Raw genomic sequence first — 18,838 nt, forward strand, 5'->3', positions numbered from 1 at the left:
GGAAATCGTGCCCCCGGGCGCCTGAGGTCTCATGGGGCGTAAGTTTCGGGACTATGGGCGAGCAGGAACCCCCGGCGGACGGCCCCGCCGACGACGGGACACAGGCGGCGGCCGTGCCGGCTTTCGGCCGGCAACGGCAACCCCGCGACCCCCTGCCCGACGCACTGCTCGGGCGGGTCAAGCAGTTCTCCGGCCGGCTCTCCACCGAGGCGATCACCTCGATGCAGGACCAGCTTCCATTCGTCGGCGACCTCGACGCCGCTCAGCGGGCGAGCGTGCAGCTGCTCGTCCAGACCGCAGTGGTCAACTTCCTCGAATGGCTCAAGGACCCCGAGAGCGACATCCGCTTCAGCATGGAGGCCTTCCAGGTCATCCCGCAGGACCTGGCCCGCAGACTGACGCTGCGTCAGACCGTCGACATGGTGCGGGTGGCGATGGAGTTCTTCGAGCAGTGGCTGCCCGCACTGGCCCGCAACGACCAGCAGCTCGTCGCCCTGACCGAGGCGGTCCTGCGCTACGGTCGCGAGCTCGGGTTCGCCGCCGCGTCCGTGTATGCGAGCGCCGCCGAGTCCCGTGGCGCCTGGGACACCCGACTGGAGGCGCTGGTCGTCGACGCCGTCGTCCGGGGCGACACCGGCTCCGACATGCTCTCCCGCGCAGCGACACTCAACTGGGACGCGACCGCTCCCGCGACCGTCCTCGTCGGCACGCCGCCGCCGGATCAGGGTGTGTCGGTGGTCAGCACCGTCCACACGATCGCCCAGAAACACGAACGCGCCGCGCTCGCGGTCGTGCAGGGATCGCGACTCGTGATGGTCGTCAGCGGGAACATGCAGGACCCGAACGGCGACCAGTTCATGGTGGACCTGCTCACCAACTTCTCCGACGGCCCCGTGGTGATCGGGCCGACCACCCGCACCCTCAGCGCCGCCCACATCAGCGCGGTGGAGGCGCTCGCAGGCATGGAGGCGGTGGCCGGGTGGCGCGGCGCCCCGCGGCCGGTCCACGCCGGCGAGCTACTCCCCGAGCGAGCCCTGCTCGGGGACCGGGCGGCGCTCGATTCGCTCATCGATGTGCTCGTGCGACCGCTGGCGACGGCGGGGTCCGCACTGACCGACACCCTCGAGACCTACCTCGACTGCGGGGCCGCCGTGGAGACCTGTGCCCGCAAACTGTTCGTCCACCCCAACACTGTCCGGTATCGACTCAAACGGATCAGCGAGATCACTGGACGCGACCCCACGAACCCCCGTGATGCGTACGTCCTGAGAGTCGCGTCAACAGTGGGTCGTTTGGCTCAAGCTGGTCACGAAACAACCCATCCAGTCACTCCAGTCTCATTCTTCACAAACCGTGCAATCGACTTGTAACGTTCCGCCGACCACTTCCGATGCGACTTCCCCACGTGCGATTTTGTGGGAACCCTACAAAACACTTGTCCAAGGTTGATGGTCAAAAACATCACCCACGTACCGCCGGACAGTGTTCCCTTAGTCTTGTGATTTCGTTGCTCGCCCCGGGTCAGGGCTCTCAAACCCCCGGCATGCTCAGCCCATGGCTGGAGCTGCCGGGCAGTGCAGACCGCATCTCGATCTGGTCGAAGGCCTCAGGCCTCGACCTCGAACGCCTCGGCACCACCGCCACGGCCGACGAGATCACCGACACCTCGGTCACCCAGCCGCTCGTGGTCGCGGCCGCACTGCTCGCCTTCGAGGAACTCGAGCGGCGCGGACTCGTGCCCGCGGACGTGATCGCGGCGGGCCACTCGGTCGGCGAGCTGGCCGCGGCCGCCATCGCCGGCGTGATCTCCTCGGACGACGCCGTCGCGCTCGCCGCGATCCGCGGCGCCGAGATGGCCAAGGCCTGCGCGCTGGAGCCGACCGGGATGTCGGCGGTGCTCGGCGGCGACGAGGAGGTCGTCCTCGCCCGCCTCGCCGAGCTCGGCCTCGAAGCCGCGAACCGGAACGCGGCCGGACAGATCGTGGCTGCGGGCCTGCTCAGCGCCCTCGACGAACTCGCGGCCGCGCCGCCGGAGAAGGCCCGGGTCCGGGCGCTGCCGGTCGCGGGCGCGTTCCACACCGCGTTCATGGCGCCCGCCCAGGAGGCGGTCACCGAAGCCGCTTCGCGGATCAGCCCCGCGGAGCCGACGCGCACGCTACTGTCCAATGCCGACGGTCAGCCGGTCACCTCCGGCGCCGATGCGCTGGCCAAGCTGGCCGCCCAGGTGACCAGGCCCGTGCGCTGGGACCTGTGCACCGAGACGCTGCGTACGGCTGAGGTCACGGCGATCGCCGAACTCCCCCCGGCCGGCACCCTCGTGGGTATCGCCAAGCGGGAGATGCGTGGCACCCCCACGCTGGCGCTCAAGACGCCGGGCGACATCCCGGCACTGTCCGAGCTCGCAGGGCTCGGATGAGGCCCGCCGCAATCCTGCGGCCCTAGCGCCCCGCAGCAGGACCACACACCACACCGACCGGTCTGCCGACCGGTCGATACGAGACCCAAGTAACACCAAACAAGAAGGGAGCCACCCAGTGGCCACCACCCAGGAAGACATCATTGCCGGACTCGCGGAGATCATCGAGGAGGTCACCGGCATCGAGCCGTCCGAGGTGACCATCGAGAAGTCCTTCGTCGACGACCTCGACATCGACTCGCTGTCCATGGTCGAGATCGCCGTGCAGACCGAGGACAAGTACGGCGTGAAGATCCCGGACGAGGATCTCGCCAGCCTGCGCACCGTCGGCGACGCCGTCAGCTACATCCAGAAGCTCGAGGCCGAGGGTGGCGAAGCCGCTGACGCCGTCAAGGCGAAGCTCGACGCCGCGAACGAGGAGTGAGCAGGCCCGTGACCTCCACCAGGAACTTCCCCAACGTCGTCGTCACCAGCCTCGCGGCCTCGACGTCGATCGCTGGTGACGTGGATGCCACGTGGAAGGGCCTGCTCGCAGGCGAGAGCGGGATCGACGTCCTCGAAGATCCGTTCATCGCGGAGTACGACCTTCCCGTCCGCATCGGCGGGCACCTGAAGGTGAACCCCGACGATGCACTCTCCCGCGTCGAGATCCGGCGGATGAGCTTCGTGGAGCGACTCGCTCTCGTGCTCGGACGCCAGGTGTGGCAGAACGCGGGCAGCCCCGAGGTGGACAAGGACCGGCTCGCCGTGGTCCTCGGTACCGGACTCGGGGGCGGCGAGGCATTGATCGACGCCGTCGACAAGATCAAGACCCAGGGATACCGCAAGGTGTCGCCGTTCTCCGTGCAGATGGTGATGCCGAACGGTCCCGCCGCGGTCGTCGGGCTCGAGCTCGGCGCCCGCGCCGGGGTGATCACTCCCGTCTCGGCGTGCTCGTCGGGATCGGAAGCGATCGCCCACGCGTACCGGATGCTCATCATGGGTGACGCCGACATCGTCGTCACCGGTGGCGTCGAAGGCCAGATCGATCCCGTGCCGATCGCGAGCTTCGCGATGATGCGGGCATTGAGTTCGCGCAACGACGATCCGAAGGCTGCCTCGCGTCCCTTCGACAAGGACCGCGACGGATTCGTCTTCGGCGAGGCCGGGGCGATGATGGTCCTCGAGACCGAGGAGCACGCCAAGGCACGTGGGGCCACCATCCACGCCCGCCTGATGGGTGCGGGCATCACCTCGGACGGCTACCACATCGTGGCGCCGCACCCCGAGGGCACCGGAGCGGCCCGCGCGATGGCACGGGCGATCCAGACCGCGGGTCTGGCCAAGTCCGACATCACGCACGTGAACGCGCACGCCACGGCGACGCCGATCGGGGACACGGCCGAGGCCCTGGCCATCAAGGCAGCGGTCGGTGACCACGCTGCGGTGTACGCACCGAAGTCTGCACTCGGGCACTCCATCGGCGCCGTCGGTGCGCTCGAGGCCGTGCTCACGGTCCTGGCTGTGCGTGACGGAGTCATTCCGCCCACGCTCAATCTCGACAACCAGGATCCAGAGATCGATCTCGACGTCGTGAAGGGCGAGCCCCGTTACGGCCAGATCGATTTCGCGCTCAACAATTCATTTGGATTCGGTGGGCACAATGTCGCGCTCGCCTTCGGCCGAGCCTGACCGGTCGGACTAGCTCGACGGTGGGGGCCTCGCACCCCGGGGCCCCCACCCCGACTACCGCCCGCAGGCGGCCAGCACAAGGAGGACCAGCGATGACCATCTTGGCCCCGATCACCCGATCCGATGCCCAGCTCGATCCCCGCGACCCGATGGCGCGACTCGAGAACCTCTTCGACGCCGGGACCACCGTCCCGCTGCACGATCGTGACAAGTCCGGTGTGCTCGCCGCTGCCGGCGAGATCGACGGAGTTCGCACGATCGCCTACTGCTCCGACGCGACCGTCATGGGCGGCGCGATGGGCGTCGAGGGCTGCAAACACATCGTGAACGCGATCAACACCGCGATCGAGGAGAAGTCCCCGATCGTCGGCGTGTGGCATTCCGGCGGGGCGCGACTCGCCGAGGGCGTCGAGGCCCTGCACGCCGTCGGCCTCGTGTTCGAGGCGATGGTGCGCGCGTCCGGCCTGGTCCCCCAGATCTCCGTGGTCCTCGGCTTTGCCGCGGGCGGCGCCGCGTACGGCCCCGCGCTCACCGACGTCGTGATCATGGCGCCCGAGGGCCGGGTCTTCGTGACCGGCCCCGACGTGGTCCGCTCGGTCACCGGCGAGCAGGTCGACATGGAGTCCCTCGGCGGCCCGGACACCCACACCAAGAAGTCGGGAGTCGCGCACATCGCGGCCACCGACGAGCAGGACGCCCTGGGCCGCGCCCGTCGCCTGGTGTCGATGTTCTGCGACCAGGGCACCTTCGACCAGGCCGCCGCCGAACACGGCGACACCGACCTGCGCGCGCTGATGCCCGAGTCGGCCAAGCGCGCCTACGACGTGCGCCCGATCGTGCACGAGCTGCTCGACAACGTCGAGGGCGAGTCCACCCTCGAGGAGCTGCAGGGCAACTACGCCCGCAACATCGTCACCGGCCTCGGTCGCCTGGGCGGCCGGACCGTCGGCGTGATCGCCAACAATCCGCTGCGCCTCGGCGGCTGCCTCAACTCGGAGAGCGCCGAGAAGGCCGCGCGCTTCGTCCGGCTCTGCAACGCATTCGGCATCCCGCTGGTCGTGATCGTCGACGTCCCGGGCTACCTGCCCGGGGTGAGCATGGAGTGGGAGGGCGTCGTTCGTCGCGGCGCCAAGCTGCTGCACGCGTTCGCCGAGGCCACCGTCCCCCGCGTCACCGTGGTGACCAGGAAGATCTACGGCGGGGCGTACATCGCGATGAACTCGCGCGCCCTCGGAGCCACCGCGGTCTACGCGTGGCCCGACGCCGAGGTCGCGGTGATGGGCGCCAAGGCGGCCGTCGGCATCCTGCACAAGCGGGCCCTTGCGGCCGCCCCGGAGGAGGAGCGTGAGGCGCTGCACGACCGCCTCGCCGCCGAGCACGAGGCCATCGCGGGCGGCGTCGGCCGCGCCATGTCGATCGGCGTCGTCGACGAACTGATCGACCCGGCCAAGACCCGAAGCAGGGTCACCGCGGCGCTGGCGGCCGCCCCGGCGAACCGCGGGCAGCACAAGAACATCCCGCTCTGATCGCACCGATCCGGCACCGCCGCAAGAGACGAGAAGTGCCCCCGACCTGAGGTCGGGGGCCCTTCTCGCTCAGCGGGAGGCTCAGAGCACGTGAACCCCGGTGGCCTGCGGGCCCTTGGGCCCCTCGGTCACCTCGAACTCGACCTGCTGGTTCTCCTCCAGGCTCCGGAAACCGGAACCCTGGATCTCGGAGAAGTGCACGAAGAGGTCCGGTCCGTCGGTGCGGGAGATGAAGCCGAAGCCCTTCTCCGCGTTGAACCACTTGACTGTTCCCTGACTCATATTTGCTCCTCACAGGGGCTGGGATGACGGGACCCACACGGTGTGGTGCCCCGGGCCGGTTCGAGACTCGGCGTCTCCAGATTCCTGAAGGCAAACAGAGCGCACGCAACTTGAGTTCTTGCGGGCGTGCGGTAAACACAAACACACAAAACTACGACCGCCTGGTTCAACGCCACCGGCGGCGGATCCATTCCCGCGTGGCCGTTCCTCGCCGAGGGGGTGGTTCTCGGGCGTCGGTCCCGCAGAAAGCCCCGCGAACCTCCCCCTCGCGGTATCAGCGTCAGCCGACCGCTGGCTCACACCGGCGCCCCGGCCAGGCGCAGCTTGGCGCGTATCCGCGCCAGCACAACGTCGGGCCGATCACGGAGCAGCTCTGCGCTGACGCGAACCACCGCCCAGCCCAGCGCCTCGAGGACGGCGGCCCGGTCGATGTCGCGTGAACGCTGGCCCTCATCCAGCCAGTGGTGGTCCCCGTCGTACTCGACCAGGACCCGCCAACGGTCCCACCCGAGGTCCGATCTCGCGATGATGCGCCCCGAATCGTCGCGGACCCGGATCTGCGTCTCGGGGCGCGGCAGTTTGTCCCGGACGAGCAACAGCCGGGTTCGGGTCTCGGGCGGGGATTCCGCACCGCCGTCGACCAGTTCGAGCACCCGGCGCAGCTGGACCAGGCCGCGCGCGCCGCGGTGTCGCTCCGCGATCGCAGATACCTCGGCAGGGTCGAGACCGGTCGCGTTGCAGAGCGCGTCGAGTACCTCGACCGCGCGATCGACCCCTAGCGCACGCCCGAGGTCGAACGCCGTTCGCGCCGGGGTCGTGACGGCCGCGCCGTCGATCCGACAGGTCTCACCCTCGAGCAACCGTGCCTTCCTGACGACGATTCCCTTGGGCGCCCGCACATGCCCCACGCGGATCAACTCGGCAGGCAGGCTCGCATCGATCCACCTGGTGCCGTGCAGGGCGGCGGCGGAGAACCCGGCAAGCACCCCCCTGTCGCCTGACCACAACCACGCGGCGTGCGCCCGGGCTACCGCCGTCGGAGGGGTGCCCTTGCGGACGTAGACGTCTCGGTGCAGCCGCACGAAGTCACGCCTGAGCTGATGCTCTGTCACGATGCCCCGGAGCACGGCCTGGGTTCCACGGATCGGTACTGCGATCACGCCTCGACAATCGCCGAATCGAGGCCCGTTCGAGGAAGGGATGCGCGATCTGTGGATGGCCGAACCAGTCATCCACAGATCTACCAGGACGGTCACTCTGATGAGGGGGTGGATCTCGGGTGGCCGTCCCGCAGAACGCCCCGAGAACCTCCCCCTCGCGGTAACGGCGTCAGCCGACCGCGACCAGGTCCCTGCTGTGCCGCGGCCGCTCGACCTCGCCGATGAGCGCGACCGCGAGGTCCGCGAACGAGAACGGCCGCGCCCCTGCCTCGTCGGCGAGCACGGAGGTACCCCCGATCCGGTACTGCCCGGTCCGCTCGGCGGCCTCGTCGAGGACGACCGGCGGTGGAGCCAGCATCAGCCAGTCCACCGACGTGTCGGCGCCGCGGAGCACCTCCAGCTCGGCCGCGTGACCGAGGGAGAACTCCCGGGCCTCCGCCGGGAAGCCCGGCGCGTCGAGCACCCGGACACCCGGTTCGGTCTCGAGCAGCGTGCCGATCCCGACGACCAGCAGCCGACCGACGAGGGCCCGACCAAGACCGTCGAGCAGCGCCTCGGCTGCCGCGACATAGAACTCCGACGACGAGACGTCCAACCGGGCGGCCGCGTTGATCGCCGCGTCGTGGCCGGCCCCGAGCACCGCCACACTGTCGGGGTCGGTGACGTCACCGGCGACGAGATCCGCGCCGGTCTCCGCGAGCTCCGGATGCCTGCCCGGGTCGCGCACCACCGCGGTGACCTTGTGCCCGCGCGCGACCGCCTCCGCGACCGCGCGGCGGCCCGCGCGCCCTCCGGCACCGAAGATGATGATCCTGCTCATGTCTGGCTCCGTTCGACGGGGCCGGCGCGCTGTCGCCGGCCGACGGCGCCGAAGGTAGCGAGCGGGGTGCCGGTTACCGCAACGATAGTTACGCTGACCTGGTGACCAAGCCTCTGGAGCCCGACATGTTCGAGCACTGCGCGACCGGGCCTGCGCCGATTCGGATCGGCGACAAGTGGACCGCGCGGATCATCACCTGCCTGCGTGAGGGCCCGCGCCGGTTCTCGGAGCTCCAGGTGCCCCTGAGCATGGTCACCCCGAAGGTGCTCACCGAATCATTGCGGGCGATGGAGCGCGACGGACTCGTCACCCGCACCGCCTATGCCGAGAACCCGCCCCGGGTCGAGTACGAGCTCACCCAGCTCGGCCGCTCGCTGCTCGAGCCGATGGCCGCCGCGTGTGCCTGGTCCCGCGAGCACCTGGACGAGCTGCTCGACGCCAGATCCGCATACGGGCTCGGGGCGGACGCCTGACCACGGCTCGCAGACCACGACACTGGATCGACCGCCTTCGCCGGATCGTCAGTCGCCTGCTCGTCGCCCCGGATGCGACGCCCAGTCCGCGGCAATGCCCGTCGCGGACGAGACGACCGCGCCCGCGAGTCGGTTCGGGGAGTATCGGGCGCTCCGTCGACCGACGATGCCCACGCCACCGACGACCTTCCCGTTCCCACCGAGGATGGGGGCGGCGACACAGCACCACCCGAGAAGGGTTTGCTCGTGCTCGACCGCGAATCCCTGGTCGAGGACCGAGCTCAGCTCGTCGCGGAGCCTGCGGGCATCGGTGACGGTGTACGCGGTCAATCGCGGAATCGGCGCGTGGAGGGCCGCATCGGCGAGGTCGGGTCGGTGTGCCAGCAGGCAGCGGCCCATCGCGCTGGAGACCGCGCCCGTCACGGGCCCGCCGACCAGTTGCCGCTGGGCCATGGCGTCCCTGTTGTGGCCGCGGACGCGTTCCAGCTCGACAAGGCCGTCCCCGCACAGCAGCGCGAGGACGATCACCTCGCCCGTTCGGGCGAACAGCTCCTGCAGGTACGGCATCGCCGCGTCGCGCATGCCGTGATGAACGGCCGCGGTGGAACCGAGGTCGATCAGTTTCGCGCCGAGGCGGTATCCGCCCGGGCCCCGTTGGAGGACACCCCGAGCGGCCAGATCGTTGGCGACGCGCCTGACCGTGGGTTTGGGGATTCCGGTGGATTCGGTCAGTGCCGCGAGCGACGCGCGCCCGTCGAGTTCGGCGGTCGCGTCGATGATGGCGAGCACTCGCCCCGCAACGGTGTGGTCATCCATGGCCGCGGCCCCGACGTGTCGGCAAAGCAAACCGATGGTCCTGAACGTATCACTGGGTGACATCCAAGTCTTCTCCCCGAATCGCGAGCGGCGAATCCTGAGGAGGTAGGCACCTTCGAGCCGATCCACCATCAAAGGGATGATCACCATGCCTGTCCTCGAGCAGTCTGTCCTCATTGCCCGCCCCGTGTCGGAGGTGTGGGACTACCTCGCCAACCCCGCGAACTGGCCGTCCTGGGAATCGTCGATGATCGAATGCACGCAGGTCACCGACGGGCCGATTGGCTTGGGCACACGGTGGCAAGGGGTGACCCGGGTCCTCGGCAGACGGATCGACTGGGTGGCGGAGTTCACCGAGGTCGACGCGCCGAAGGCGACCGCCGCCAAATCCCTGGAGAGCACGGTCAAATTCACCACGACGACACGACTCGAGGAGGTCGACGGCGGCACCCGGTTCACGTATCGGACCGACACCGAGACCGGTCTCGGCGGCGTGTTCGGCAAACTCGCCGACCCCATCGTCACCAAGGCCGCCGACCGCTCGAGGCGGGCCAGCCTGGACAACCTCGCCGACCTGCTGACCGCCGACCACTGATGCCGTGGCACGAACCGATCCGGGTGCCACCGATCCTGACGGGCGCGGGTCTAACCGACGTTCCTGCGTAGCCAGGTGACCTCGGCGCCCTCACCGCCGCTGCGGTACGGCTCGAGTGCCTCGTCCCAGGCCGTGCCGAGCGCGGTGTCGAGTTCGGAGGCCAGTTCGCCGGTGCTGCCGTGCGCCTGCATCAGCGCGCGCAGTCGCATCTCGCCGACGATCACGTCGCCGTTCGCGCTCATCGCCCCGCGCCACAGTCCCAGCCCGGGGACGTGGCTGAACCGCTCGCCGTCGACGCCGTCGCTGGCGTCCTCGGTGATCTCGAACCTCAGCATCGGCCAGGACCGCAGGGCCTTGACCAGTCGCGCGCCCGTTCCCACCGGCCCGACCCAGTTGCTGGCCGCACGCAGCAGCCCGGGCCCGGCCGACTGCGAGGTCCACCTGAGGTTGGCCGGACTCTCGAGGGTCGCGGTGAGTGCCCATTCGACGTGTGGGCACACCGCGGCGGGCGACGAATGCACGTAGAGCACACCAGTCGTCGCATCGGCGAACTGATTCAACGCGCGCACAAGGCACCTCCGGCTCAGACGAGGGACGTCTTCCCCAACGACCTCATGTGGGCCTGCCACGCGTTTCGCGACACCAGTGTGCCCTGTGCGCCCCCTGTTACGCCAGTGATAGACGGGATTGATGTGATCAGGCTGCCGCGAGCTCGGCGAGTACGGCCTCGCTCAGCGAGGGCCACGCGGCCTTCGCCCAGTCACCGAAGGCTCGATCGGCCAGCGCGAGGCAGGCGATCGAACGGGCCGGGTCGACCCACAGAAAGGTGCCGGACTGGCCGAAATGGCCGTAGGTCGAGGGCGAGTTCGTCGCGCCGGTCCAGTGCGGCGCCTTGCCGGCCTTGATCTCGAACCCGAGGCCCCAGTCGTTTGGTCGCTGGACCCCGTAGCCGGGCAACAGACCGTCCAGCCCGGGGAACTGCACGCTGGTCGCCTCGTGCGCCGTCTCGGCCGAGATCAGCGTCGGACCCAGCAGCTCGCGGGCGAACCGGGACAGATCCGCCGCGGTGGAGCGGGCGCCGTGCCCGGCGGGGCCGTCGAGCGACGACGCCGCCATGCCGAGCGGGACGAACACCGCCTCGCGCAGGTACTCGGGGAACGCGATGTCGGTCTCCGCCGCGATGAGATCGGCCAGCGCCTCGAACCCGGCGCTGGAGTAGATCCGCTTGGTCCCGGGCGCGTTCTGCACCGTCGGCTCGCCGAACGCCAGCCCGGAGGTGTGGGCGAGCAGGTGCCGCACGGTGGCGCCGGGCGGCCCAGCGGGCTGGTCGAGCTCGATCGCGCCCTCCTCGACGGCCACCAGCGCGGCGTACGCGACGAGCGGCTTGGTCACCGAGGCGAGCGCGAACACCCGGTCCTGGTCCCCGGCCGCGCCGATCCGGCCGTCCGGACCGATCACCGCCACCGCGGCGTGGTCGACGGGCCAGTGTTCGATCGCATCGAGGCTGTGCACCCGTGCAGCCTACGAGACCGCGCTCAGCCGTCCGCCAGCCTGGCCAGCCCAGCCGCCACAGCCGGATCCGCGGCCGCCGCGGACTGGAGTGCGGACAGGAACGTCCCTGCCAGCACCTGCTCGAGCACCGCCCGCTCGATGTCCGCGCTCGCCAGCCAGCGCAGGCACGCGGCCTTCTCGAACGCCAGGCAGCCCTCGATCGCCATGACCGCGATCTCGCTCGGCTCCTCGATGCCCAGCACGTCGAGGATCAGCTCGAACGAGGCCGCGTCCACCCGGCGCCCGAGTTCGGCGAGGCCCGAACTCCCGCCTGCCCGCATCAGTGCCTGCCACCCGACGCTGTGCAGCCGCACGTGGTCCAGGTAGGCCGCCAGCCCGGCCATCAGCCTGCCGAGCAGGGGACCCTCCCCCGCGGCCGCGGTGAGGTCCGCGATCATCTTGTCGGCCGCGGACTCCATGGCCGCGAAGACCAGCGCGTCCTTACCCCCGAAGTAGTGGTACAGCAGCCCCCCGGACACCCCGGCCTCCGCCGAGATCTCCTGCACCGAAAGCCGTTCCGGATCCCGCGTGGACAGCGCACGCAGGGTCGCCTCGATCAGCTCGGCGCGACGCTGCTCGGTGGTCAGCCGCGTGCGTTGCTCGGGCATCGGCGCCCCTCCTCTCGGTCGCGCTCACTGCAGAGGGCCCGACAGCTATTGAAATGACGTTCAACAGAGACTACCGTCGACCTAGCTATTGAATTCACTTTCAATACAGGAGCCTCGCCATGACGAACAGCGATACCACCCTGGAAGTCCAGCGCTGGATCGAGACCACCGCGGGCCCGGTACACCTGCGCGAGCTCGGCACCCCGACCGGCAGCCCGCTGCTGTTCGTGCACGGCGCACTCGTCGACAGCCACCTCTGGGACGGTGTCGCCGACCGCGCCGCCACGCTGGGCTACCGATGCCTGCTGCCCACCCTCCCCCTCGGCTCGCACACCCGGCCGATGAACCCCGACGCCGACCTGGATCCGCCGGCCCTGGCCGACCTCGCCGCCGAGATCGTCGGACAGCTCGGGCTCCGCCGGGTCGCGGTGGTGGGCAACGACACCGGCGGCGGCCTGAGCCAGATCCTGGCCGCCCGGCATCCGGATCTGGTGCGGACGCTGATCCTCACCGCCTGCGATGCCTACGAGCAGTTTCCGCCCCGGTCGCTGCGCGCCTTCTTCGCGCTCGGCAAGGCGCCAGGCGTCCTCGCCTTCGGTGGGCAGCTCATGCGACTGCGGGCGGCGCGTCGGTTCGCGATCCCGCGCCCGCTCAGCCATCGCGGGGTCGGCGACGAGGTGATCGCCGGCTGGACCCGATCGTTGCGGGACCCGATGCTGCGCCGGGACACGATCAAGTTCTTCGCGGGGATCGACGCCTCGCACACCCTGGCGGCCGCGCGACAGCTACGCCACTACACGGGTGGGGCGCTGCTCGTCTGGGGCACCGACGACCGCGTCTTCGGCCTCGACCTGGGCCGCAGGCTGGCGGCCGACATCCCGGGCGCCCGGCTCGAGATCCTCGACGACTGCGGCGCGTTCGTCCCGCTCGACGCGCCGGATCGGGTCGCCGGGCTCATCGACGAGTGCCTGACCCAATAGACAGCGGCGCCGGGCAGCTCGACTGAGCTGCCCGGCGCCGTGGAGGTGTTGCTAGCGGTCCGCGTCGGTGTACTTGATGACGCCGCGCAGGTTCTTGCCGTCCAGCATGTCCTGGTAGCCCTCGTTGATCTGCTCGAGGCTGTAGGTGTTGGAGATCATGTCCTGCAGGTTGAGCTGGCCCGACTTGTAGAGGTCTAGCAGCAGCGGGATCTCGTGACGCGGGTTGGCGCCGCCGAAGACGTTGCCCTTGAGCGTCTTCTGCAGCATCGCGAAGAGGAAGAGGTTCATCTTCACGTCCATGTCGGACATCTTGCCCATCGAGGTCACGACGCAGGTGCCCGCCTTGGCGGTCAGGGTCAGCGCCGGATCCACCAGCGCGCCGTCCATCTCGCCCATGGTCAGGATGACCTTGTCGCACATCTTGCCCCAGGTCAGCTCCATGACCGGGACGATGGCCTCCTCGAGGCTCGCGAAGGCGTGCGTCGCGCCGAACTTGAGGGCCTGCTCGCGCTTGAACGGAACCGGGTCGATGGCGATGATGTGGCGCGCGCCGGAGACCACCGCACCCTGCAGCGCGGCCATGCCGACGCCGCCGACGCCGGCGATCGCGACCGTGTCACCGGGGCGGACCTGCGCGACGTTGGTCGCCGAGCCCCAGCCCGTCGTCGTGCCGCAGCCGACGAGCGCGGCGACCTCGAACGGGATGTGCTCGTCGATCTTGACCGCGGAGTACTCGTGCACGGTCATGTAGGGAGAGAACGTGCCGAGCAGGGCCATCGGGATGACGTTCTGACCGCGGGCCTGGATGCGGTACGAGCCGTCGGAGATGGACTGTCCGGTCAGCAGGCCCCCGCCCAGGTCGCAGAGGTTCTGGTGGCCCTGCGCACACGGGTCACAGTGGCCACAGGCCGGGATGAAGGACATGACGACGTGGTCGCCCTCCTTCAGCCGCTTGACGTTCGGGCCGACCTTGGTGACGACACCGGAGCCCTCGTGGCCGCCGAGCACCGGGAACGACGGCATCGGGGTGGCGCCGGTGACGAGGTGGTGGTCCGAGTGGCACATGCCGGCCGCCTCCATGCGGACCTGGACCTCGCCATCTCGGGGATCACCGAGCTCGATCTCCTCGACCGACCACGGCTCGTTGAGACCCCAGAGAATCGCGCCTTTAGTCTTCATTTCGTTCCGGCCTTTCGTCCGCGTCCGCTAAACGTGATCGAGGTGACGGTGATCACAGCGCACACGATAACCCGAAACTCGGCAAATTGGAACACGTTCTAACCGAATTTCGTGCCACGGTCTAACGAAGTTCCAAAAGTGCAGGACAGCGGGCGTTCCTCCGCCGACACGCGAGCCTCTCCCGCCCCCGCTGGTGCCGATCCGGGAGGCACGAGCTGGACGTGCGTCCGTCAGCCGCGGACGTCGCGCAGGTGATGGATCGGATCGTGCACGAAATACCGCGCGAGTGACTCCACCGTGAACGCGGATCCGTCGCTGCGCAGCCCCCGCCTCCCCCGGTCCGCAAGCGGCACCGCCGCGAACGCGTCCGCCACGGCGGCCGCGGCGGTGGCCAGCTCGGCCGCGACGGCTGCCGGCTCCTGCTCGCCGTAGCGCTCGGCGACCGCGGTCTCGTCCTGATCCCAGTTCGCGAAGTGCGGGTCCTCCTGGGCCAGCATCAGCTCCAGTCGCTCGCGGAAGATCCGGAACACGTCCCGCACGTGCGCCGCGTACTCCAGGGCAGACCAGGTCTGCTCGTCCGGACGCTCGGCCACATCCGGCCTCGCCAGCACCGCGGGCCAGGCCGCCGCGTTCGCGCGGACGAGGTCGGGAATGTCCTCGAACTCGACGGCGCCGGCGTCGAACCCGCACTCGGCGCAGGGGCGCTCGAGGACCCAGGTCCAGTTCTTGGTGTCGGGCGTGATCGTCATGGGCCCAGGCTAGTGATCTCGCCCGGGTCCGCGCGCCCGAGGCAGATCTCGAGCGCACGCGCCTCGTGTGCGTGCCCGACCCACTCGTAGCCCACGACCGTCACCACCGGCGCCAGCATCACCACGATCAGACAGCACGCCATCGAAACCCCTTGCCCGGCAATGACGACGGCGAGGATCAACGCGGCCACGGTCCCCGCGAGAAGCGTCAGGTGGAAGGGGTCGGGCACCCGCACCAGGTAGGCGTAGAGCAGGTAGACGGCCCCGATGAACACGGCGACGGGCAGCGCCACGGTGAGGACCGTCGTCACGGCGCCGACGTGCGCGGCATCCTCGATGTAGTAGGCCGCGACGTGCAGCCCGGCCCCGACCGCCGCGAGCGCCGCGAAGATCACGATGTGGCCATAACCCCAGACGAAGGAACGGTTTCGGTACACCTCGAGCACCTCGGCCGACGGGAGGATGTAGTAGACCCACCACAGCCCGAAGGTGAGCCCGATCCCGGCGACCGCGACCAGAACCGCATCGAGCGTCCACCCCTGCCTGCCCACCACGGCCGACAGCGACGCCACCGTGCCGATCACGCCCTCCCCCAGCGTGATGATGACGAGCAGCCCGTGCCGCTCGACGATGTGGTGCACGTGCCACGGCGTCCCGCCCTTGTTCCGCTCGGCGATGACCGGTCCGCTGAGCTCGAGCAGCATGAGCACCGCGGCGACCGCGAACACCTGCTCGAGCGTGAGCGGGGCGATGACCACCGCCACCCAGCCGACCTGGGCGATGACGAGCGTCAGGGCGTAGGTCAGCGCAGCCGGGCGGTGCGCCGGATCGTGCTTCGCCGCCCGCAGCCACTGGAAGACCATGGCCACCCGCATCACGATGTACCCCGAGACCATGACGGCGTTGTCGAGTTCGACCCCGCGATCGATGGAGGCGAACATCTGCGGCAGACCGAGCGCGAGGATCACCACCCCGACCATCTGCACCATCGTGGTGACCCGGTAGATCCAGTCATCGGTGTCGTAGGCGGAGGCGAACCATGAGAAGTTGATCCACGCCCAGATGATCGCGAACATCGCGAACCCGAACCCCGCGAGGCCACTGCCGAGGTGGCCCTCGGCGACGAGGTGCGCGAACTCCTCCCCGGCAACGCCGAAGGCCACGACGAACGTCAGGTCGAAGAGCAGTTCGAGCGGGGTCGCGGACCGGTGCGCCTCGTCCGGGTCGCGACCGACCATCCGCTGCACGCGGTGGGCGTAGTGGCGGGCCGTCCTCGCCGGCCGTTCGACTGCGCTCATAGTCGGGCTCCCTCGCCAGGGTCCGCGAACGATCGTTGCGGTGCCAACCTACCGGCCGGGCGGCGCAGGGGTGAGGTCTTCAGTGGGGCGGGCGGGGCTCGAACCCGCGACCAATGGATTATGAGTCCACGGCTCTAACCGACTGAGCTACCGCCCCATTGCCGCATCGAACACACCTGCGGTCCGCCGAAATGCTACCGGCCCCGCCCACCCGATTGTCCGCCGAGGGTGTCGGAGTGCGGCGTCCGCAGATGTCTGCGCCGCCGAATGCAAGAGGACCCCGTCACACGATGTGTGACGGGGTCCTCCCGGATGCTCCCCCGGCTGGACTCGAACCAGCAACCGTCCGATTAACAGTCGGAAGCTCTGCCAATTGAGCTACAGGGGATTATTCCGTCAGCCGTTCGTTTCCGTTTGGCTGCGGGACAGACTTTAACCCATCCCCCCACCCAGGTACCAAATCGCCTGCCCGGAGGCCCATCAGGCAGACTGTCGACAGGCTGGTCGGAGGAGGAAAGCAGGGATGATGCGCTTGTTGATCGCGGTCGGCGTCGGGTACGTGCTGGGGACCAAGGCGGGCAGGTCGCGCTACGAACAGATCAGCAAGGCCGCGAAGGCGGTGGCGGCCAGCCCGGCCACCAAGAAGGTCATCGACGTGGGCAGGCAGAAGCTCTCCGACAGCCTCAACACGCAACCGCGCCTCGAGCCGCTCGAGGCCATCGACGCGGACACCACGATCTACGTACCCCGCGACCGCAGGTAGGCGCGCCAGCCCCGCTACAGGTCGTCGGAGCTGTCTCCGACGGCCTGTTCGAGCAGGCTGCGCCGGTACTGCTCGAGCGCGACGAGGTCGCCGAACAGCGACATGTACTCGTCGGGCTGGTCGGCCTGCGACATGCGCTGCAGCTTCGACTTGAGGTCGGCCACCTGATTGCCCACCCACACCTCCTGCAGCCGCGCGAGCACCCTCGGGATGTACGCAGGCACGTCGGAGGCCCGCATCGGGTCCACGGCCAGCTCGGTCACCAGCGACTGCAGCGGTTCGGCGCGCTTGCCGACGGCCTCCATCCACTCGGCCCCGCCCAGGCCCGCGCCGGTCCCGCCCGCGTCCGCGATCGCGTCGCGGATCAACGCGTACGCGGGATGGGTGAACGATTCGGTCGGCAACGAGTCGAACACCGAGCCGGCGATCGCCGGGTACTGCAGCGCCGACTTGAGCGCCTCCCGCTGCGGCCACAGCGTCGGGTCCGTGGGGTTCGGGCGGGCGGGACCCGCGGGCGCCTCCGCTGCGCCCTGCTCCGCCACCCGGCTCCGCTCCGGCCGCTGCTGTCCGCGGCCCGATCTCGGCGAGTTCCGGCGGGCCTCCTCGCGGACCCGCTTGATCACCGTCGGGATGTCGTCCCAGCCGACCCATCCGGCGAGCTGGCGGGCGTAGTCCTCGCGCAGCGCCTCGTCCTTGATCCGGGCGACCACCGGCACCGTGCGGCGCAGCGCCTCGACCCGACCCTCGCCGGTGTCGAGGTCGTGTTCGGCCAGCAGCGAGCGGACGACGAACTTGAACATCGGGATGCGGCGGGCGACGAGGTCGCGCACCGCGGCGTCCCCGGACGCCTGCCGCAGCTCGCACGGGTCCATCCCGTCGGGCGCCACGGCCACGTAGGTCTGCCCCGCCATCTTCTGATCACCCTCGAATGCCTTCATGGCCGCCGCCTGGCCCGCCGCGTCGCCGTCGAAGGTGTAGATCACCTCGCCACGAAAGTAGCTGTCATCCATCAGGAGTCGGCGCAGCATCGCCAGATGGTCATCGCCGAACGCGGTACCGCAGGCCGCGACAGCGGTCTTCACCCCGGCCAGGTGCATGGCCATGACGTCGGTGTAACCCTCGACGACCACCGCCTGATGCCCCTTCGCAATGTCCCGCTTCGCCAGGTCCAGACCGAAGAGCACCTGAGACTTCTTGTACAGCAGGGTTTCCGGGGTGTTGATGTACTTGCCCGGCATGGTGTCGTCGTCGAACAGCTTGCGCGCGCCGAAGCCGATGACGTCGCCGCCGAGGTTGCGGATCGGCCACACCAGGCGGCGCCGGAACCGGTCGATGGGGGTGCCCCGCTTGCCCGGCGTCGCCAGTCCCGCATCGATGATCTCGTTCGCCTCGAACCCCTTGACCATCAGGTGCTTGGTGAGGGTGTCCCAGCCGTCGGGTGCGTAGCCGCAGCCGAAGGTGACCGCCGCCTGGCCGTCGAAGTTGCGCTCGGTGAGGTAGTCGCGGGCGGTCTGTGCGTCCGGTTCCCGCAGCCGCGCCGCGTAGAACTCCTGCGCCGCCGCGTTGGCAGCCACCAGGCGCGCCCGGGTGCCGCGGTCGCGCTGCACCGAGGGGCCGCCGCCCTCGTAGGAGATGGTGTAGTTGAGCCGGTCGGCGAGCTGCTCAACGGCCTCGACGAAGGAGATGTGCTCGATCTTCTGCAGGAACGAGTACACGTCACCGCCCTCGCCACAGCCGAAGCAGTGGTAGGTCCCGTGGTTGGGGCGGGCGTGGAAGGAGGGCGACTTCTCGTCGTGGAAGGGGCACAGGCCCTTCATCGAGTCGCCGCCGCTGCGCTTGAGCGCGACGTACTCACCCACGATGTCTTCGATATGGGTCCGGTCGCGGATGGCCGCGATGTCTCGTTCAGGAATTCGGCCGGCCACTCGAGCAGTGTAGGCGCTCCGGCTCG

Annotated in this window: 20 protein-coding genes and 2 tRNA genes; 9 read left to right on the forward strand and 13 right to left on the reverse strand. The window is 69.5% G+C overall.

Features of this window, described 5'->3' with window-relative positions; translation table 11 throughout:
* Positions 1-53: 53 nt before the first annotated feature.
* The 5 genes from ACFQS9_RS22455 (at position 54) to ACFQS9_RS22475 (ending at position 5,613) form a co-directional block, all read left to right on the forward strand.
* Positions 54-1,370, forward strand: a complete 1,317-nt coding sequence (locus ACFQS9_RS22455; protein WP_378408774.1) for a PucR family transcriptional regulator — start codon at positions 54-56, stop codon at positions 1,368-1,370.
* 128 nt (positions 1,371-1,498) lie between these two features.
* Positions 1,499-2,416, forward strand: coding sequence for an ACP S-malonyltransferase (locus ACFQS9_RS22460; RefSeq protein WP_378408775.1), 918 nt, complete (start codon positions 1,499-1,501; stop codon positions 2,414-2,416).
* A 118-nt stretch (positions 2,417-2,534) separates the two neighbouring features.
* Complete coding sequence (gene acpM / locus ACFQS9_RS22465) at positions 2,535-2,840, forward strand: meromycolate extension acyl carrier protein AcpM (RefSeq protein WP_378408776.1); 306 nt, start codon at positions 2,535-2,537, stop codon at positions 2,838-2,840.
* 8 nt (positions 2,841-2,848) lie between these two features.
* A complete protein-coding gene (locus ACFQS9_RS22470) occupies positions 2,849-4,087 on the forward strand; it encodes a KasA/KasB family beta-ketoacyl-ACP synthase (protein ID WP_378408777.1) in 1,239 nt (412 codons plus the stop codon).
* Between the two features lie 92 nt (positions 4,088-4,179).
* The gene (locus ACFQS9_RS22475; protein ID WP_378408778.1) at positions 4,180-5,613 is read left to right on the forward strand and encodes an acyl-CoA carboxylase subunit beta; all 1,434 of its coding nucleotides are present in this window, start codon (positions 4,180-4,182) and stop codon (positions 5,611-5,613) included.
* Between the two features lie 81 nt (positions 5,614-5,694).
* On the opposite strand, the gene ACFQS9_RS22480 is transcribed toward ACFQS9_RS22475, so the two are convergent.
* The 3 genes from ACFQS9_RS22480 to ACFQS9_RS22490 form a co-directional block, all read right to left on the reverse strand.
* On the reverse strand, positions 5,695-5,895 hold the full coding sequence (locus ACFQS9_RS22480) for a cold-shock protein (protein ID WP_378408779.1): 201 nt from the start codon (positions 5,893-5,895) through the stop codon (positions 5,695-5,697).
* A 296-nt stretch (positions 5,896-6,191) separates the two neighbouring features.
* Positions 6,192-7,055, reverse strand: a complete 864-nt coding sequence (locus ACFQS9_RS22485) for a DUF559 domain-containing protein (RefSeq protein WP_378408780.1) — start codon at positions 7,053-7,055, stop codon at positions 6,192-6,194.
* A gap of 169 nt (positions 7,056-7,224) precedes the next feature.
* Entirely contained in the window at positions 7,225-7,875 is a 651-nt protein-coding gene (locus tag ACFQS9_RS22490) for an NAD(P)-dependent oxidoreductase (protein WP_378408781.1), read from the reverse strand.
* A gap of 101 nt (positions 7,876-7,976) precedes the next feature.
* Between ACFQS9_RS22490 and ACFQS9_RS22495 the strand changes: the two genes are divergently transcribed.
* Positions 7,977-8,348 carry a winged helix-turn-helix transcriptional regulator gene (locus ACFQS9_RS22495; RefSeq protein WP_378408782.1) on the forward strand — a complete coding sequence of 124 codons (372 nt, stop codon included), beginning with the start codon at positions 7,977-7,979 and terminating at the stop codon, positions 8,346-8,348.
* Positions 8,349-8,396: 48 nt separating this feature from the next.
* Here ACFQS9_RS22495 and ACFQS9_RS22500 read toward each other — a convergent pair whose 3' ends face one another.
* Positions 8,397-9,164: an IclR family transcriptional regulator gene (locus ACFQS9_RS22500; RefSeq protein ID WP_378408783.1), complete on the reverse strand. Its 768-nt coding sequence runs from the start codon at positions 9,162-9,164 to the stop codon at positions 8,397-8,399.
* Between the two features lie 139 nt (positions 9,165-9,303).
* Here ACFQS9_RS22500 and ACFQS9_RS22505 point away from each other — a divergent pair, with 139 nt between their 5' ends.
* Positions 9,304-9,759 (forward strand): SRPBCC family protein, encoded by a 456-nt coding sequence (locus ACFQS9_RS22505; RefSeq protein ID WP_378408784.1) that lies wholly within the window; start codon positions 9,304-9,306, stop codon positions 9,757-9,759.
* Between the two features lie 50 nt (positions 9,760-9,809).
* Here ACFQS9_RS22505 and ACFQS9_RS22510 read toward each other — a convergent pair whose 3' ends face one another.
* From ACFQS9_RS22510 to ACFQS9_RS22520, 3 genes are all read right to left on the reverse strand, one after another.
* Positions 9,810-10,328 (reverse strand): DUF3145 domain-containing protein, encoded by a 519-nt coding sequence (locus ACFQS9_RS22510; RefSeq protein ID WP_378408785.1) that lies wholly within the window; start codon positions 10,326-10,328, stop codon positions 9,810-9,812.
* Positions 10,329-10,455: 127 nt separating this feature from the next.
* The gene (locus ACFQS9_RS22515) at positions 10,456-11,271 is read right to left on the reverse strand and encodes a serine hydrolase domain-containing protein (protein WP_378408786.1); all 816 of its coding nucleotides are present in this window, start codon (positions 11,269-11,271) and stop codon (positions 10,456-10,458) included.
* A 23-nt stretch (positions 11,272-11,294) separates the two neighbouring features.
* Positions 11,295-11,918 carry a TetR/AcrR family transcriptional regulator gene (locus ACFQS9_RS22520; RefSeq protein ID WP_378408787.1) on the reverse strand — a complete coding sequence of 208 codons (624 nt, stop codon included), beginning with the start codon at positions 11,916-11,918 and terminating at the stop codon, positions 11,295-11,297.
* Between the two features lie 119 nt (positions 11,919-12,037).
* Here ACFQS9_RS22520 and ACFQS9_RS22525 point away from each other — a divergent pair, with 119 nt between their 5' ends.
* Entirely contained in the window at positions 12,038-12,898 is an 861-nt protein-coding gene (locus tag ACFQS9_RS22525) for an alpha/beta fold hydrolase (RefSeq protein ID WP_378408788.1), read from the forward strand.
* A gap of 51 nt (positions 12,899-12,949) precedes the next feature.
* Here ACFQS9_RS22525 and ACFQS9_RS22530 read toward each other — a convergent pair whose 3' ends face one another.
* The 5 genes from ACFQS9_RS22530 to ACFQS9_RS22550 all read right to left on the reverse strand — a co-directional run bounded on the left by ACFQS9_RS22530 (position 12,950) and on the right by ACFQS9_RS22550 (position 16,512).
* Positions 12,950-14,077 (reverse strand): NDMA-dependent alcohol dehydrogenase, encoded by a 1,128-nt coding sequence (locus ACFQS9_RS22530; protein ID WP_378408789.1) that lies wholly within the window; start codon positions 14,075-14,077, stop codon positions 12,950-12,952.
* 230 nt (positions 14,078-14,307) lie between these two features.
* A complete protein-coding gene (locus ACFQS9_RS22535; protein ID WP_378408790.1) occupies positions 14,308-14,826 on the reverse strand; it encodes a DinB family protein in 519 nt (172 codons plus the stop codon).
* Entirely contained in the window at positions 14,823-16,124 is a 1,302-nt protein-coding gene (locus tag ACFQS9_RS22540; protein ID WP_378408791.1) for a low temperature requirement protein A, read from the reverse strand. The genes ACFQS9_RS22535 and ACFQS9_RS22540 overlap by 4 nt, the downstream gene beginning before the upstream one ends.
* Before the next feature lie 83 nt (positions 16,125-16,207).
* A tRNA-Ile gene (locus ACFQS9_RS22545) sits at positions 16,208-16,281 on the reverse strand.
* 158 nt (positions 16,282-16,439) lie between these two features.
* Positions 16,440-16,512 (reverse strand) — tRNA-Asn (locus ACFQS9_RS22550).
* 135 nt (positions 16,513-16,647) lie between these two features.
* Between ACFQS9_RS22550 and ACFQS9_RS22555 the strand changes: the two genes are divergently transcribed.
* A complete protein-coding gene (locus tag ACFQS9_RS22555; RefSeq protein WP_378408792.1) occupies positions 16,648-16,887 on the forward strand; it encodes a hypothetical protein in 240 nt (79 codons plus the stop codon).
* Positions 16,888-16,901: 14 nt separating this feature from the next.
* Here ACFQS9_RS22555 and dnaG read toward each other — a convergent pair whose 3' ends face one another.
* Positions 16,902-18,812 carry a DNA primase gene (gene dnaG / locus ACFQS9_RS22560; RefSeq protein WP_378408793.1) on the reverse strand — a complete coding sequence of 637 codons (1,911 nt, stop codon included), beginning with the start codon at positions 18,810-18,812 and terminating at the stop codon, positions 16,902-16,904.
* Between the last annotated feature and the right edge of the window lie 26 nt (positions 18,813-18,838).

It is taken from the genome of Rhodococcus daqingensis, from assembly GCF_042665615.1.
In the GTDB taxonomy this organism is placed as follows: Bacteria; Actinomycetota; Actinomycetes; order Mycobacteriales; family Mycobacteriaceae; genus Rhodococcus_G; species Rhodococcus_G daqingensis.